The organism is Euzebya tangerina, assembly GCF_003074135.1.
Classification (GTDB): Bacteria; Actinomycetota; Nitriliruptoria; order Euzebyales; family Euzebyaceae; genus Euzebya; species Euzebya tangerina.
In genome coordinates this window covers 1,129,142-1,143,122 of sequence record NZ_PPDK01000001.1, presented here as the reverse complement: position 1 = coordinate 1,143,122, position 13,981 = coordinate 1,129,142, and the positions used below count along the sequence as shown (strand labels likewise).

Sequence of the window (13,981 nt, the reverse complement as noted above, 5' to 3'; positions counted from 1 at the left end):
CCGTCCTGACCGGCGCAGAGGACAGTCTCATGAGCAGTTGTGGCACGGTACGACACTGGTGGTTTCTCGTTGGCATGCTGGTACTGGCCGTCGTCGTGACGGCCTCGCCAGTGGCGGCGGACTCGATCAGGACACTCGACACCGCCGGAATCGTCGGCAACTACTCCTCGGTGGCCCTGGATGAGCAGGGTCATCCCGTCATCGCCTACTACGACGGGACCAACGGCAACCTGAAGCTGATCCGCTGCACCAACCCGTCCTGCAGCGGTCAGCAAACACCCCAGACGGTCGAGACGGTCGGCAATTCGGGATTCACCCTGTCGCTGGCGCTGGACAGCGACGGCCACCCGGTCATCGCGCACCGAGACTCCGCTAACGACGACCTGCGACTCGTTCGGTGCGACACCCTCGACTGCTCCGGGGCACAGACGGGCGTGGCGGTCGACAGTGACGGCGACGTCGGATCCACGCCCTCCCTGGTCCTCGACGCCGACGACAACCCCGTGATCGCCTACCGCGACAACGATGCGGAGACGATCCAGCTGGTGCACTGCACGAACCGGAGCTGCACCGGGTCACAGCAGCCCCGGCCGATCACCACTGCCGGCGTGGCCTACACGCCCTGGGTCGAGTTGGACGCCTCCGGCAATCCCGTGGTCGCGTTCGCTCGCGGCGGCATCCAGCTGGTCCACTGCACCAACCCCAACTGCACCGGCCCGCAGCAGACGGAGACCGTCGAGTCGGAGAACAGCCACTCCCCCACGATGGCCCTCGACGAGGATGGCAACCCGGTCGTCGCGTACGTCCGCGGCGCCGAACTTCGCCTGGTGGCCTGCACCACGTCCGATTGCAGCGGCGCCCAGACCGCCCAGCCCGTGGTCACGGGCTCGGGGGTCACCTCGTTCTACACCCCCGAGATCGCTCTGGAGGGGGGACGCCTTCCGGCGATCACCTACACCGAGGGGAACCAGCGGGACCTGGCGGTCCTCCGTTGCCTGCAACCCGATTGCAGCGACACGCCCCAGCCGCAATTCCCCGACACGGTCGGTGAGGTGGGCGACCACCCGTCGATCGCGCTCACGCCAGCCGGCCACCCGGTCATCAGCTACCAGGACTCGACGAACGATGACCTGAAGGTCCTGGTCTGCACCAGCCGGTTCTGCAACGGCACCGAACCCCCGGTCATCGACGTCGCCGCCGCGGCCGAGGTGGAGCAGGACGATTCGGTCGAGTTGAGCGCGACGGCCACCGACCCCGACGGTGGACCCGTGGAGCTGTTCTGGGACCTCGACGGCGACGAGGTCACCGACGTGATGGGTCAGACCGCCACCTTCGACGCCGACGGGCTGCAGCCTGGTCAGTACAGCGTGACCGTGACCGCTGTGGATGACGAGGGTCAGGTGACGACGGCGACGGTCACGGTGACCGTCACGCCGATCGCCGTCCTCTCCGGCACCGCGGCTGTGGCCGACGGGCAGGTCGAGATCACGATAACCAACACCGGGCTGATGGCCGGTACGGCTGGCCCGGTCGAGGTCCGCTTGGATGGCGCCGGGACCGCGACCGGGGATGGCTGCGTTGCGGTGACGGGTGGCGTCGACTGTCAACCAGGCGTCGTCGAGGCCGCTGGGACCCTGACCACGACGGTCGCACTCACCGCCACCGGGCTGACACCGCTCCAGGTCCAGGTGGATGGCGCAGACTTCGACTCGCCAGCGACCGGGACCATCCCCCCACCTCCGATCGGCGAGCCCATCGAGGCCGCCGTGCAGATCTCGAACGAGCGGTTCCCCACCGGTGGGGCCAGCATCGTGGTGCTCTCCCGCAACGACGTGTTCGCCGACAGCCTGACAGGGGCGGTGCTGACCGGTGACGGTCCGCTGCTGTACACGCCGACCGGCACGCTGGACCCGCGCACCCGGGATGAGATCGACCGGTTGCTGGCCGGCTCCGGAACCGTGTTCCTGCTGGGCGGTGAGACGGCCATCTCGCCCGCGGTCTCCCAGTCGCTGCAGGCGGCGGGGTACACCCCCATTCGGTTGGCAGGACCCTCACGGGTCGAGACCGCGGTGGCGATTGCGGACCAGGCAGCCAGCCTCTTCGGGCAGCCCCAGATGGCCGTGGTCGCCCGAGCCGACGCGCCGGCCGACAACCCCACTGCGGCATGGGCCGACGCGGTGGCTTCCGGTGGCTGGGCGGCCGCGACCGGCCAGCCGATCCTGCTGACCCAGACAGCCAGTGCCCACCCCGCCACGGCGGCCTGGCTGCAGGGACACCCCTCGACGGACGTGGTGGTGGTCGGCGGTGCGGCCGCGGTCAGTCAGGCGGCAGCCGACGGGCTGGGGGCCGACTCCCGCGTGGAGGGGCCGAACCGGTTCGCGACGGCAGCAGCAGTCAGTGCGGAGCTGTGGCCTGCGGTGCCGGCCGGTCACATCCTGGCCCCCGGCGGGTCCGATGATGGCTGGGCCTACACCCTGGCCGCGGCCGGCCTGTCCGCCGACCTCAACTGGCCACTGCTGCTGATCGAGCTCGACCGCCTGCAGGCCGAGACGGCGGCGGCGACCTGTCCTGGCGGCGACCGCCTCCCCACCCTGGTGGTCTCGCCGACGGCGACGACCTCGGCCGACGTTGCAACGGATCTCGCGCAGCCCTGCTGAGCCTGGCCAGGGGGTGGGTGGACTTCCCAGCCCTCACGGGTGGGAAGTCCACCCGCCAGGCCGGGGCCAGCCCGGGGACCGGCGCGTCTAGGAGCCGCCTGAGCTGAGGACGCAGAACTCGTTGCCCTCCGGGTCCAGCAGCACGCGCCAGGAGGCCTCGCCCTGCCCCACGTCGGCGACCTGCGCGCCGAGCGACAGGATCCGCTCGACCTCCTGCGCCTGGTCATCCGGGCGGAAGTCCAGGTGGAGCCGATTCTGAGCACGCTTCGGGCTGCTGACCTGGAGGAAGAGGAGCCCCGGCGTCTGATCCGCCGACAGTCGGATCTCGAACTCCAGCGGGTCGTCGTTCACGACCACCCAGTCGAGCACCTCACACCACCAGCGGCCCAGCGTCGACGGGTCCAGCGCCTGGACGACAAGCTGCTCCCACCTGAGGGTCATGGGGTCAGATTACGCTGGTGAGGGCGGATGCGGGTGTCATGATCGAACCTCTGGACCGACTGCCGCACCCGGGGGTTCGAAAGGGGGCAGGACGCCCGCCGGGCGCTCGCGCGGAGACGGAGGGATTCGAACCCTCGAGGGCTGTTACACCCAACTTCATTAGCAGTGAAGCGCACTAGGCCGTACTATGCGACGTCTCCCAGGGGGCGAGAGTGTACCGGCGGGGTCCCCGGGTTTGCAGTGGTGGACGACACCATCGCCTCGGTACCGTGAGCACCATGCAGGTCGCCGACCACATCACGGCCCACGAGCGAGCCGGACGTCACCTCGTGGTGCGGGGGACCCGCACGTTCGTGCGCGACCACGGGGAGGGCGAGGCCGTCGTCTGCATGCACGGCGTCCCCGCCTCTTCCTACCTCTACCGGAAGGTGGTCATGGAGCTGGCCCGACACGGGCTTCGCGGGATCGCCTTCGACCTGCCCGGTCTGGGTCTGGCCGAGCGACCTGGCGCGTTCGACTACACCTGGTCCGGCCTGGGCCGCTGGTCGGCTGCCGCGATCGATGCGCTCGACCTCGACCGGGTCCACCTGGTCGCCCATGACATCGGCGGCCCGGTCACCTTCGAGATGATCGACCACCTGCCGGAGCGGGTCGCCTCCCTCACCATCCTCAACACCATCACCGACCCTGGAGCCTTCACTCCGCCGTGGGTCATGCGCCCCTTCTTCCACCGCGGCATCGACCGGGTCTGGCTGGGCTCGATGACCGATTGGCTGTTCGTCCAGCTGATGCGCCTGCAGGGTGTGGCCGACCGCAGCGCCGTCTCGGCCGCCGAGCTCGCCGCCTATCGCCACCTGCTCATCAGCGACGACGGCGGCCGGGCCTTCCTCCGGATCATGAAGGGCTTCGAACGGACACCCCTCAAGTCGGCCGAGTACCAGGCCGCCATCCGCTCCGTCCCCAAGCGGCAGGTCATCTGGGGCGAACGAGATCCTGCGCTCCCCTTCGATCCTCACGCGCTGACCGCCAGGCGGGTCGCCGACGTCGGGCAGGTCCACCAGGTGCCGGGCAAGCACTTCCTCCAGGAGGACCACGCCTCCGCCATCGTCCGCCTCGTGGCGGAGCTGATCGAGGGCAACTGACCCGTCCTCTCGTCCGAGCGATGTAGGGGTCATCCCCCATTGCATCCCAGGAAGCTGGATGCCACGGTGATCCCGATGGATCACGCCGCGAGTGACGACCTGGTGATACGGACGCAGGGGTTGACCAAGCACTACGGCTCGGTCGCCGCCGTCGACGGGCTGGACCTCTCCGTGCGCCCGGGAGAGGTCTATGGCTTCCTGGGACGCAACGGTGCCGGCAAGACGACCACCATGCGGATGCTGCTGGGCCTGATCCGGCCGACGTCGGGAACGGCCACCGTGATGGGACACGAGCCTGGCCACCCGGCGGGTCTGGCCCAGCTCGGGGCGCTGGTCGAGGCACCGACCTTCTACCCCTATCTGACCGGCCGGGCCAACCTCGCCGTACTGGCCCGCTACGCCGGAGCGCCGGCCAGTCGCATCCAGGAGACCCTGGCCGAGGTCGGACTCACCGAACGGGCTGACGAGAAGGTCGGCGGCTACTCGATGGGGATGCGGCAGCGTCTCGGCGTGGCCAGCACCCTGCTGAAATCCCCAGCCCTGCTGATCCTGGACGAGCCGACCAATGGTCTGGACCCCCAGGGCATGGCCACCATGCGCAGCTTCATCCGCGGGCTGGCCCAAGGCGAGCGGACGGTCGTCCTGTCCAGCCACCTCCTGGGCGAGGTCGAGCAGGTCTGCGATCGGGTCGGCGTGATCGAGGGTGGGCGACTGCTGGCGGAGGGCACCGTCGCTGAACTGCGCGGCGCCGCCACCATCCAGATCCGCGCCACCCCGACGGCGCAAGCCATCGAGGTCCTGGGACGGATCGTCGCGCCGACCGACATCACCAGCCGAGGCGACATCATCCGGATCGCCGGGGATGCCGACCGCGCCGCCGACCTGAACCGCGCTCTGGTTGAGGCTGGGGTCGCCGTCAGCGAGCTCCGCACCCACGAGGAGTCGCTCGAGGACGTCTTCCTCAACCTCACCGGAACTGCGGATGCCTTGGGCGACGGCACCGCCCAGCCCGTTGGCGCCCACCCCACGAACCCGCAGTCGTCCGACCAGGGAGCGGTGACCCCATGACCGGCATCCTGACCGCCGAGCTGACCAAGATGCGCAAGCGCACGGGTCTGACGGTCATCCACCTGGTCTGGCCGCTGCTGACCTTCCTCTTCGGCTACCTGGCCAACTACCTGTTCCGCAACACCGACGGCCTCCCGCCTGACGTGCAGGAGGGCATCGTCGCCTCGATCCTGCCTGACCAGTTCGTCGCCAATGCCATCAGCGGCTTCTCCATCTTCGGGTTTGCCCTGGCCCTGATCTTCGGAGCCCTGTCCGTCGGATCGGAGTACGGCTGGGGCACCGTCGGGAACCTGCTCATCCAGAGTCCGACGCGACTCCAGGTCCACGTCGGTCGGATCGGCGCACTGCTGGTCCAGTCCTTCATCATGACCACAACAGCCCTCGGCGTATCCGCGGCCGGTGCCGCGCTGTTCGGAAGCTTGTTGGACGAAACCCTGGTGTGGCCGCCGACGGGCGAGATCGTCCGGGGCCTGGCGGCTGGCTGGCTGATCCTGTCTGTGGCGATCGTCATCGGCGCCACGGCAGCCCTGTTCCTGCGAGGGACCGCCCTGGCCATCGGGCTGGGCCTGGTCTACGTCCTGGTGGTCGAGTCACTCTTCGCCGGCTTCGCTGGGGCATCGAGCATCGTCGAGTCAATCGCCGAGTTCCTGCCGGGCGTCAACTCCGGGGCCTTGGCCACCGCTGTTCAGAACGCCAGCGCGCCGGAGTCGTTGACCCCGCCCGGGGGTGCCCTGGTGGACGGCGGACACGCAACGGCGGTCCTGTTCGGCTACCTCCTCGTCCTGTTGCTGGCCGGTGCCGCCGCCTTCAACCGTCGAGACGTTGCCTGACCGGCCAGTTACCCCGTCCTCAACGTAGGGAAAGGAAGACACATGATCGGATTCATCGTCTCAGGGCTCGTCATCGGCGCACTTGCTCGCCTCTTCAAGCCGGGCAAGCAGAACCTCAGCATCCTGGGGACTCTGCTGCTCGGTGTGGTTGGCGCCGTCGTCGGCGGCACGATCGCCTCGCTGCTCGGCACCGGCGGCATCTTCGAACTCAACATCCTGGGGACGATCGTGGCCATCATCACGGCCGTCATCCTCATCGGCGTCGTGGAGTCGCGCGACACCTCTGCCACCTGACCTGTGACCGTCCACGACGTGGCAGCATTGCCGCGTGTTCGAGCAACTGATCGACGTCTCGTTGGCCCGCCGCCTCCGCGACGCGGGCTTGATCTGGCGGCCGGCTGAGGCCGACCAGTTCGTCATCCCCGACCGGTTGCTGGACGACGAGCTGTTCACGATCTCCCACATGACCGTGCAGCAACGTCAGACACCGGCCGGCCCGGTGATCGCCTTCAACGGGACACCCGAGTGGGCGCTGGACGCCATCGAGCACGGCGAGGTCATCTGGCTGCCGCGCGAGGACCAGTTGCGGGACCGTCTGGCAGCGCGCTTCGTCAGCCTCACCCTGCTGGGGGACGGGACCTGGCGGTGTGTCACCTCCGACGGGGAGGAGCAGCACTCCTTCGACGCCGAGCAGGCCGTCGACGCTTACGGACTGGCAACGCTCCACCACCTGCTCCAGGCCACCGAGGAACTGTTCGACTCGATCTGAGGGGGCCTATGGGGGAGGCCCCACTCAGGCCAACGCCCGGCCAACGTGCCAACCCCTCGCCGGAGGAACGGCGAGGGGGGGCGGTGGGTCAGGTTCGTGGCGATGTGGCTGTCAGAGTTCGACTAGCGGCCGAAGGGGCCACCGCCGTGACCGCCCGGGCCACGGGCACCCACGAAGGGGATTCCGCCGCGCTCCTCCGCCCGCTCGAGGATCTCATCGGCCATCGTCTGGGTGATCCGATCCTCGGCGACCTTCTCGTCGAGGATGCTCTCGAGGACGGCAAGGCCGGCGGCCTCGACCTCCTCGACGCTCACGCCGAGCTCGTCGGCGAACAGCTGGAGCGCGTCCTCCCGCGCAGCCTCACGTTCCTCGCGGCGCTCCTGGCGCTCCTCACGGCGCTCCTCCCGCTCCTCGTCCGGCAGGTCTCCGAAGCCTGAACTGTCCTCGTCGGCTGGGGCGGTGTCTTCGGTTGTGTCCTCCTCGGACTCCTGCGCGGTGGCGAGCCCGATGGGGCTGAGGAACAAGGCGCCGGTCAGGATCGCCGCCAGCCCGACAGCCAAGGCCAACGTGATGAAGGACGGGCGGGTTGTGGTGGTACTGGTTGATTCGGCACTGGTTTCCATGGTGATCGTGTCCTTGTCGGTAGAGGTGGTGCCGGTTCTTCCGGCGACACCCAACACGATGCGAGCGCACCTTGAGGCATCGTTGAGCGGTTTCTGTGGAAACTCTGAGGCTGTCCGGTCGTCCGAGGTGCCTCCGTCACATATGCGTCATGGTGTTGGCGTCCGATTCGTCACGACGAAGGAAGAACACCCAATGCGAAACAGACTCACCGCCGCTGCGTTGGCCGGACTGCTGGCACTCAGCGCCGTTGCGTGCAGCGACTCAGGAACCGATGACGACGCCGATGCACCTGCCGACGACGCCATCGAAGCAACCGAGTAGCCACCATCCCTCTCAGCAGAGCCCCGTCCCCGCGGCGGGGCTCCTGTCTGTCTCCAGAGCTCGAGCTCGCCTGGGCCAGACTGCCTCCACTTCGGACCATGAGGCGGCACCCCACGAGTCGCCGGGTCAGCTGGCCGGAACGCCGAGGATCCACCCCTCCTCCCCGATGACCGTGGGGTCTTCGAGTTCGAGGGGCGCAGCGAGGAGCGATCGGACATCGTGCTGCCGGTCGATCGCCCAGCCCACCAGTCCGAGGACCTGCCGGGCATCGTGGACCAGCGTCGGCGGCCCAGACGGATCGACCAGGCTGGGGTAGACCTCAGCCACCACGACCTGCGCGTCCGACCACGCTTGGAACGGCCAGACGGCGACGGCGCCGTGATCCCACGCGGTGGCCAAGCCGCCGCGCCGCATGCGGTCCAGCATCGCGATGCCGACCAAGCTCTGGCCACCGACCGATCCGGCGCCCGACAGCTGCCAACAGGACTTGGGGACAGCACCACGCCACTGGAGGGTTCGCTCGACCAGTCGCCACTCCACCAGGCCGCTGCTGGGATACGGCGGCTTCGTCGGCGCCAGGTCCGGGATCGTCATGCTCGGCGGGTGTCCCCAGAACGGCCCTGCCCCGTGACCGACCCGCTGGTTCAAGGCGCCAGCGACGTCGAAGCGGTTGTTGGCTGCATCGGCGGTGTCGGTGATCGCCGCCCCGAGCGTCTGCCACATCCACGACCAGGCTGGTTCGCCTGCACGGGCACCAAGTGCACTTGCCGTGCCGCTGGGGAAGCCGAAGCAGAAGTCAAGGCCCAGCAGAACCCGATGGCCTGACTCGATGTGGCCGGCCAGCGCCTGCTCGAGGTGTGCCTGCAGGTCGAGGCGGGTCCGGAACGGCCTCGGGCCTGGTGCACCGGGTATGGCTGCGCCACCCGCAGCGAGCCACAGGCCGTCCTGCTCCCCGCCCCGGCGGCCGACGGTCTGCTTGGCCGAGTAGTCGACCATGATCACCGCGTCGAAGCTCGCGGGCGTGCTCATCCCACTCGGCTGCGGGCGACATCGAGCAGTTCGTCGAGTTGCTCAGCGTCGGCGAGCAGCGTCTCGAGCGGCGCGATGACGTGCTCGTGCGCGACGGCCGCCACGTCGTCCCGCAACCGCTTGACCGCCGTGCGGGCATGGCGCCGCCCCAGGACCGAGGCCAGCAGCCGGCTGAGTGTTGCCACGACCAGGCCCAGCACACCGCCCCCGAGCAGCAGGGCCGTCGGGACGGCAACACCGCGGATCCTCGGGGTGAACTCGGCGACATCGATGAGGAGCAGGGACTCGGCCAGCGCCAACCCGACCAGCCAGAACAACCCGATCACGGCCACGCCGATCAACGCCGTCTGCAGGCCGCTGACGGCCCGCCACCAGGGTGGCGGCTGGCGCATGGCCTGAACGCGCCGGCTGATCCTGGTGTCGAGTGCCTGCGTCACCGGCTGGATCTTCTCGCGCAGGTCCAGCTGGGCCGCCTGTCCCCAGGCGCTCCCGACGTGGGACTCGATGGCCGCGCCTGCTTGGCGCAGCGTCCGGCTGACCTCTGCACCAGCCACCGGGTTCTCTGCGGTCGTCTCGAGGCGGCCGACGGGCGACCGTCGGATGCGACGCACGAACCGCAGCGGGGGCCACCCGGTCGAGAGCACGGCATCCCGCTGGTACTGAGCCGCGATCACGCCAGCGATGATGTCGACTCCCGCCGCTGTGGCCAGCCCGTCGACGATGCGGGTCGACTGGCTCGCCTCCGACGCACCGGATCGGTCAGCCAAGGCGGCCAGTCGCGCCGCTTCGCCGTCGATGTCGGCGCTGATCCGCTGGAGCGCGACCTCCTTGGCTGTGACCTCGGCGGCCAGGATCCCCCGCACCTCCTCGACACCGCCCTGGGTGACCGTCGACGCCGGGACCGGGCTCAGGTCGGCCAAGCCGTCCTCGTCCAGCAGCTGGTCGAGATGGGCGTGGCAGGCTGCCAGCTGCTCGTCGGTCAGGGTGTCGGTCTTGTTGAGGACGACCTGCATCACCTCCGCGTGGGTGGACAGCGGCTGCAGGTACTGCCGATGCAGTGCGTCGTCGGCGTACTTCTGCGGATCCGTGACCCAGATCATCAGGTCGACCAACCTGATCAGACGGTCCACCTCGAGGCGGTGGTCTCGCTGCACCGAGTCGAAGTCGGGCAGGTCCAGCAGCACCAGTCCGCTCAGGTGGTCCGGGACCTCGGCCAGATGGTGCCGGCGGGAGACGCCGATCGAGTCCAGCAGGCCGTCGGCAGGCAGGCCGAACGTGACGCCCTGCGTCACCGAGGTGGTGGGGCGCGTGACGCTGGTGCGGGCCACCTCCTGCTCGGCCAGGGCGTTGAGCAGCGATGACTTCCCCGATCCTGTCGAGCCGACCAGCGCCACCACGGTGTGGTCGGTGCCGTGCCGGATGCGGGTGCGAGCACGGGCGATCAGCGCGTCGGTGTCGTCGGCCGCCGCGGAGCCGCCGAGGTCGTGTCGCCTGATCAGCGTCGCCGCATCTTCCAAGGCGTCGAGTCGGCGGCCGATGGACGTGCTCATCGGCCGCCTCGCCCGGACGAGGCCACCTGACCTGCGGTGGCCGTCAGCGTGTCGGCCAGGTCCGCGTCCGGGATGTCGTCGAGCGCCCCCCTGAGATCGGTGTGTGCGGCCTCGGCGATCTCGCTCACGACGGCCAGGAGACCGCGCCGAGCCGAGGATGTCAGGTCGCGGACCGCCTGCTCGCCGAGGACCGCGGTCAGCAGCGCCTGGGACACCGCAGCCGTCCCACCGGCGACGGCGACCTCACCGCCGGTCAGCCCACCGGTCGAGGCGAACAGAAAGGTCATCAGGGCCACGCCAGCGCCGTTGACACCCAGGGAGGCCCAGCGGGCGGTGGCGACCTTGCCCTCGGCCTTGCTCCGGACCAGGCCGATCACCTCGTCCTGCCAGCGATCGACCAGGTCCGCGATCCGATCGGGCGCCATCCGGTAGCCCGGGAAGGACCGCAGGGCGTGCGTGCCCCCTGGCAGGCCACGCCAGTCGCCGACGGCCTGCTCGACGGAGGTGGCGACGGCGTCGTCGATCAGGCTCACCAGGTTGTCCTGCAGGCGGCCGCGGGCGGCCTCCACCACGGGGGTGTCGCCGGTGAAGAGCGAGGTGATGCGGTCACGGATCCGCCCGACACCACGTTGCAGGCTGTCCATCCACGCGGCCGTCCCGACCTGCTCCCGGAATCGATCCAGGACCTCGCCACGTAGCAGGACGCCCGAACCGAGTTGGGCGTCGACGTGGGTGATCGCTGAGCGCGCACGGGTTCGGGATGCCTGCCGCAGGGCGTCAACGGCCTGCGCCTGCTGGGTCACCGCCTCGGCGACACGCCGTGCGCGAGGTTCGAGCGATGCCACCGCGCCCTGGACGGTCCCGCGGACGACCGCGGCACGTGCTTCGGCGTCTGCCACCAACTCCCCCAGCCAGTTGCGGATCGCGGTCTCACCGCCGGTCAGCCGACCATCGATGAGGGGGACCTCCTGCAGCGCGAACAGCGTCGCGCTCCCCAGGCCCTTGGCATCGAGCATGCGCCGGACGTCCTCCGAGATCATCCGCACCGCGTCCCCATCAGGCGGGATCCGGTTGACGATCAGCGCCACGGCGGCCGCCCGCTCAGCCGCCTTGGCCAGCACCTCCCAGGGGACCGCGTCGGCGTACCGGGCGGCCGTGGTGACGAACATCCAGAGGTCTGCTGCGCCCAGGAGCTGGGCTGCCAGTTCATGGTTGGCGGTCTCGACCGAGTCGATGTCCGGCGAGTCGAGCAGCGCCAGGCCTACAGGGAGCGAAGCTGAGGGGACCAGGTGGAGCGCCGAGGTGGGGCCCGCTCCGAGCCCATGGGAGTCTCCCTCCGCGGGTTGAGCGCCGGTGGAGCGGGGAACATCCGGCAGCACCCCCTCGCCCATGAACCACGCCTCGTCGTCGGGATGATGGACCAGGACCGGCGCACGGGTCGTCGGCCGCAGAACACCGGCCGTCGTCACCTCCTCCCCGACCAGCGAGTTGGTCAGCGTCGACTTGCCAGCGCCGGTCGAGCCACCCAGGACGGCCAGGAGCGGGGCGTCGATGTCGGCCAGACGCGGCAGCAGGTAGTCCTCGATCTGCGCGACGGCCTCGTCCCGCGTCGCCGTCGCCTCCTCGAGCCCGTCGAGCGGCAGGACCAGCGCAGCCGACCGCAGCGCATCGCGCAGACTGCCGAGGCTCGCCACCAGGGCGTCATTGGTCATGACGGCCCACGATAGAGGGCCCGCGGCAACGCGCGTCATGTGAGAGACAGACCACTACCCTGGGGCGGTTGTGGAGCCGAACCCCGCTGCGATGCTGACCCGTCCGCGCCCGCTCGCCGGCCGCCTGCTGGTTCTGGCCGGCGTCATGGCCGTGGCCTTCAACCTGCGGACGGCGATCAACGTCGTCGGGCCGTTGGTGCCGATCATCCGGGCGGACCTCGGTGCCTCCAACATCGGCCTGGGTCTGATCGGCACGATCCCGGTGCTGGCCTTCGGTCTGGTGTCACCGCTGGCCGCCGGACTCGGCAGACGCATCGGGATCGGTCGGTCACTGGGGGCATCGCTGGTGCTGCTGGCCGCCTCCGTTGCGCTGCGATCAGCCGGCGGGTTCGGTTGGCTGGTGGTCGGGACAGTCGGTCTGGGCATCGCGATCGCCATCGGCAACGTGCTGCTGCCCGCCCTGATCAAGTCGGTCTTCCCCGACCGGGTCAGCCAGCTGTCCACGGCCTACACCGCGGTGCTCGTGCTCGCCGCAACCGCCGCAGCCGCCGTTGCGGTGCCGCTGGCCGATGCGTTCAGCTGGGAGTTGTCCGCCGGCATCTGGGCGGTCCCGGCCGGACTGGGAGCGATCGTCGTCGGCGTCTCGGTCCTGCTCGACGAGCGGCGCACCCCCGCAACCCCTGCCCCCACCCGGTCCACGGAGGGCATGAGCACGCGTGAGCTCTACCGCAGTCCCCTGGCCTGGCAGATCACCGCGTTCATGGGCCTGCAGTCGGCGGCCTTCTACATCACGTTGGCGTGGCTCTCCGACATCCTCATCTCGAAGGGACTGACGGAACTGCAGGCGGGGACGCTGATCTCGGTGTTCAACGCCGGTGGGTTGGTCGGCGTTCTCGCCTTCCCCCTGCTGCACCGCGGTCGGGAGGACCAACGTCGGAGTACGGCCGCTGCCTGCGCGGCCAGCCTGCTGGGCGTGGTGACGTTGTTGGTGCCCGGCACCGCGCTGACGCCGCTGAGTGCCTTCGCCCTGGGGGCTGGAGCCGGGGGTCTGCTGGCACTCGCCCTCTCCTTCTTCGCACTGCGAACCGAGACCACGGCGGATGCGGCCGCCATGTCGGGCATGGCACAGACCTGGGGGTACCTGATCAGCGCCGCCGGGCCGATCCTGTGGGGTGCGATCAGCGAGTGGACCGGTGGCTGGACGGTGCCGCTGATCCTGCTGCTGGCGGTGAACGTGGCGATGACGGCGGCGGGGCTGGCGTCCGCGCGCAACCGGGTGATCGCGCCGGGCGCCGCCTAGTAGCGCTCCCAGGCCCGAACGACCTCGCGGAACCTGCGCTCGTCGAGGATCGCGCCCTCACGGCGGATCTCGTCCGAATCCAAGCGCAGGAGCCGGTCCAACTTGATCCACGACGGTCGTCCCTGCCGGTCCCACGGTCCGGAGCCGAGCGGGTGGTGGTGGCGGTCGGCGTGTTCGCGTGAGGTCAGCGCCAGCGCGGCCACGTCGTCCTCGATGTGGCCGATGACGAGGAGCGGCCGGTCCTTGCCCTGCGACGGATCGTCCTCGTAGGGCACCCACGCCCACACGATCTCACCCGGATCGGCGTCGTCGTCGCGCACCGGGGCGTAGGCGATCCGAGGCCGCGCCTGTGCCGTCTGCATCTCCCCACGGCGTGCATCGCGACGGGGTGGCTTCTGGGTCGTCGCGTCGGGCCGATGGGCTGCCGTCGTACGGGCGGAGTCACGACTGCCGAGGGCCGACCGCACGACCTTGCCGAGCACGTCGAGCGCGAGCCGCCTGAGTGAGGACCGACCTGCCATGGCACCTGATCGTAGGT

The 13,981-nt window shown here is 69.8% G+C and carries 14 protein-coding genes and 1 tRNA gene; 8 read left to right on the top strand and 7 right to left on the bottom strand.

All coding sequences use genetic code 11. The features are described 5' to 3' along the window. The first annotated feature begins 74 nt into the window (after positions 1-74). Positions 75-2,657: a cell wall-binding repeat-containing protein gene (locus C1746_RS05240; RefSeq protein ID WP_162867416.1), complete on the top strand. Its 2,583-nt coding sequence runs from the start codon at positions 75-77 to the stop codon at positions 2,655-2,657. Between the two features lie 87 nt (positions 2,658-2,744). Here the strand turns inward: C1746_RS05240 and C1746_RS05235 are convergent, their stop codons facing one another. Together C1746_RS05235 and C1746_RS05230 are read right to left on the bottom strand one after the other, a co-directional pair. After that, positions 2,745-3,098 (bottom strand): VOC family protein, encoded by a 354-nt coding sequence (locus C1746_RS05235; RefSeq protein WP_116713613.1) that lies wholly within the window; start codon positions 3,096-3,098, stop codon positions 2,745-2,747. A 111-nt stretch (positions 3,099-3,209) separates the two neighbouring features. Next, positions 3,210-3,298 (bottom strand) — tRNA-Ser (locus C1746_RS05230). A gap of 78 nt (positions 3,299-3,376) precedes the next feature. On the opposite strand from C1746_RS05230, the gene C1746_RS05225 reads away from it, so the two are divergent. From C1746_RS05225 to C1746_RS05205, 5 genes are all read left to right on the top strand, one after another. Then, the gene (locus tag C1746_RS05225; RefSeq protein ID WP_116713612.1) at positions 3,377-4,240 is read left to right on the top strand and encodes an alpha/beta fold hydrolase; all 864 of its coding nucleotides are present in this window, start codon (positions 3,377-3,379) and stop codon (positions 4,238-4,240) included. Positions 4,241-4,315: 75 nt separating this feature from the next. Next, positions 4,316-5,308 (top strand): ABC transporter ATP-binding protein, encoded by a 993-nt coding sequence (locus tag C1746_RS05220; protein ID WP_116715576.1) that lies wholly within the window; start codon positions 4,316-4,318, stop codon positions 5,306-5,308. After that, the gene (locus tag C1746_RS05215; RefSeq protein WP_116713611.1) at positions 5,305-6,138 is read left to right on the top strand and encodes an ABC transporter permease; all 834 of its coding nucleotides are present in this window, start codon (positions 5,305-5,307) and stop codon (positions 6,136-6,138) included. The genes C1746_RS05220 and C1746_RS05215 overlap by 4 nt, the downstream gene beginning before the upstream one ends. Before the next feature lie 42 nt (positions 6,139-6,180). Then, complete coding sequence (locus tag C1746_RS05210) at positions 6,181-6,432, top strand: GlsB/YeaQ/YmgE family stress response membrane protein (protein WP_116713610.1); 252 nt, start codon at positions 6,181-6,183, stop codon at positions 6,430-6,432. Positions 6,433-6,466: 34 nt separating this feature from the next. After that, positions 6,467-6,907: a hypothetical protein gene (locus tag C1746_RS05205; protein WP_205711721.1), complete on the top strand. Its 441-nt coding sequence runs from the start codon at positions 6,467-6,469 to the stop codon at positions 6,905-6,907. Between the two features lie 122 nt (positions 6,908-7,029). Here C1746_RS05205 and C1746_RS05200 read toward each other — a convergent pair whose 3' ends face one another. Next, entirely contained in the window at positions 7,030-7,530 is a 501-nt protein-coding gene (locus tag C1746_RS05200; RefSeq protein WP_162867415.1) for a hypothetical protein, read from the bottom strand. A 193-nt stretch (positions 7,531-7,723) separates the two neighbouring features. Here C1746_RS05200 and C1746_RS22935 point away from each other — a divergent pair, with 193 nt between their 5' ends. Continuing rightward, on the top strand, positions 7,724-7,852 hold the full coding sequence (locus C1746_RS22935; protein ID WP_276309953.1) for a hypothetical protein: 129 nt from the start codon (positions 7,724-7,726) through the stop codon (positions 7,850-7,852). A gap of 126 nt (positions 7,853-7,978) precedes the next feature. On the opposite strand, the gene C1746_RS05195 is transcribed toward C1746_RS22935, so the two are convergent. From C1746_RS05195 to C1746_RS05185, 3 genes are read right to left on the bottom strand one after another with little or no spacing between them, the layout of a single operon-like run. Then, entirely contained in the window at positions 7,979-8,881 is a 903-nt protein-coding gene (locus tag C1746_RS05195) for a hypothetical protein (RefSeq protein ID WP_116713608.1), read from the bottom strand. Further along, positions 8,878-10,431 (bottom strand): GTPase, encoded by a 1,554-nt coding sequence (locus tag C1746_RS05190; protein ID WP_116713607.1) that lies wholly within the window; start codon positions 10,429-10,431, stop codon positions 8,878-8,880. The genes C1746_RS05195 and C1746_RS05190 overlap by 4 nt, the downstream gene beginning before the upstream one ends. Continuing rightward, complete coding sequence (locus C1746_RS05185; RefSeq protein ID WP_116713606.1) at positions 10,428-12,143, bottom strand: dynamin family protein; 1,716 nt, start codon at positions 12,141-12,143, stop codon at positions 10,428-10,430. Before C1746_RS05185 ends, C1746_RS05190 begins: the two co-directional genes overlap by 4 nt. 70 nt (positions 12,144-12,213) lie before the next feature. On the opposite strand from C1746_RS05185, the gene C1746_RS05180 reads away from it, so the two are divergent. Continuing rightward, on the top strand, positions 12,214-13,443 hold the full coding sequence (locus C1746_RS05180) for an MFS transporter (protein WP_116713605.1): 1,230 nt from the start codon (positions 12,214-12,216) through the stop codon (positions 13,441-13,443). Here C1746_RS05180 and C1746_RS05175 read toward each other — a convergent pair. Next, positions 13,440-13,964 carry a type II toxin-antitoxin system PemK/MazF family toxin gene (locus C1746_RS05175; RefSeq protein ID WP_116713604.1) on the bottom strand — a complete coding sequence of 175 codons (525 nt, stop codon included), beginning with the start codon at positions 13,962-13,964 and terminating at the stop codon, positions 13,440-13,442. The two genes, C1746_RS05180 and C1746_RS05175, sit on opposite strands and share 4 nt — an antisense overlap. Between the last annotated feature and the right edge of the window lie 17 nt (positions 13,965-13,981).

What these genes read in the sequence shown, in the direction of transcription:
- C1746_RS05240 (WP_162867416.1), top strand. Translation starts at nt 75, where the DNA reads ATGCTGGTACTGGCCGTCGTCGTGACGGCCTCGCCAGTGGCGGCGGAC.
- C1746_RS05235 (WP_116713613.1), bottom strand. Translation starts at nt 3,098, where the DNA reads ATGACCCTCAGGTGGGAGCAGCTTGTCGTCCAGGCGCTGGACCCGTCG.
- C1746_RS05225 (WP_116713612.1), top strand. Translation starts at nt 3,377, where the DNA reads ATGCAGGTCGCCGACCACATCACGGCCCACGAGCGAGCCGGACGTCAC.
- C1746_RS05220 (WP_116715576.1), top strand. Translation starts at nt 4,316, where the DNA reads ATGGATCACGCCGCGAGTGACGACCTGGTGATACGGACGCAGGGGTTG.
- C1746_RS05215 (WP_116713611.1), top strand. Translation starts at nt 5,305, where the DNA reads ATGACCGGCATCCTGACCGCCGAGCTGACCAAGATGCGCAAGCGCACG.
- C1746_RS05210 (WP_116713610.1), top strand. Translation starts at nt 6,181, where the DNA reads ATGATCGGATTCATCGTCTCAGGGCTCGTCATCGGCGCACTTGCTCGC.
- C1746_RS05200 (WP_162867415.1), bottom strand. Translation starts at nt 7,530, where the DNA reads ATGGAAACCAGTGCCGAATCAACCAGTACCACCACAACCCGCCCGTCC.
- C1746_RS22935 (WP_276309953.1), top strand. Translation starts at nt 7,724, where the DNA reads ATGCGAAACAGACTCACCGCCGCTGCGTTGGCCGGACTGCTGGCACTC.
- C1746_RS05195 (WP_116713608.1), bottom strand. Translation starts at nt 8,881, where the DNA reads ATGAGCACGCCCGCGAGCTTCGACGCGGTGATCATGGTCGACTACTCG.
- C1746_RS05190 (WP_116713607.1), bottom strand. Translation starts at nt 10,431, where the DNA reads ATGAGCACGTCCATCGGCCGCCGACTCGACGCCTTGGAAGATGCGGCG.
- C1746_RS05185 (WP_116713606.1), bottom strand. Translation starts at nt 12,143, where the DNA reads ATGACCAATGACGCCCTGGTGGCGAGCCTCGGCAGTCTGCGCGATGCG.
- C1746_RS05175 (WP_116713604.1), bottom strand. Translation starts at nt 13,964, where the DNA reads ATGGCAGGTCGGTCCTCACTCAGGCGGCTCGCGCTCGACGTGCTCGGC.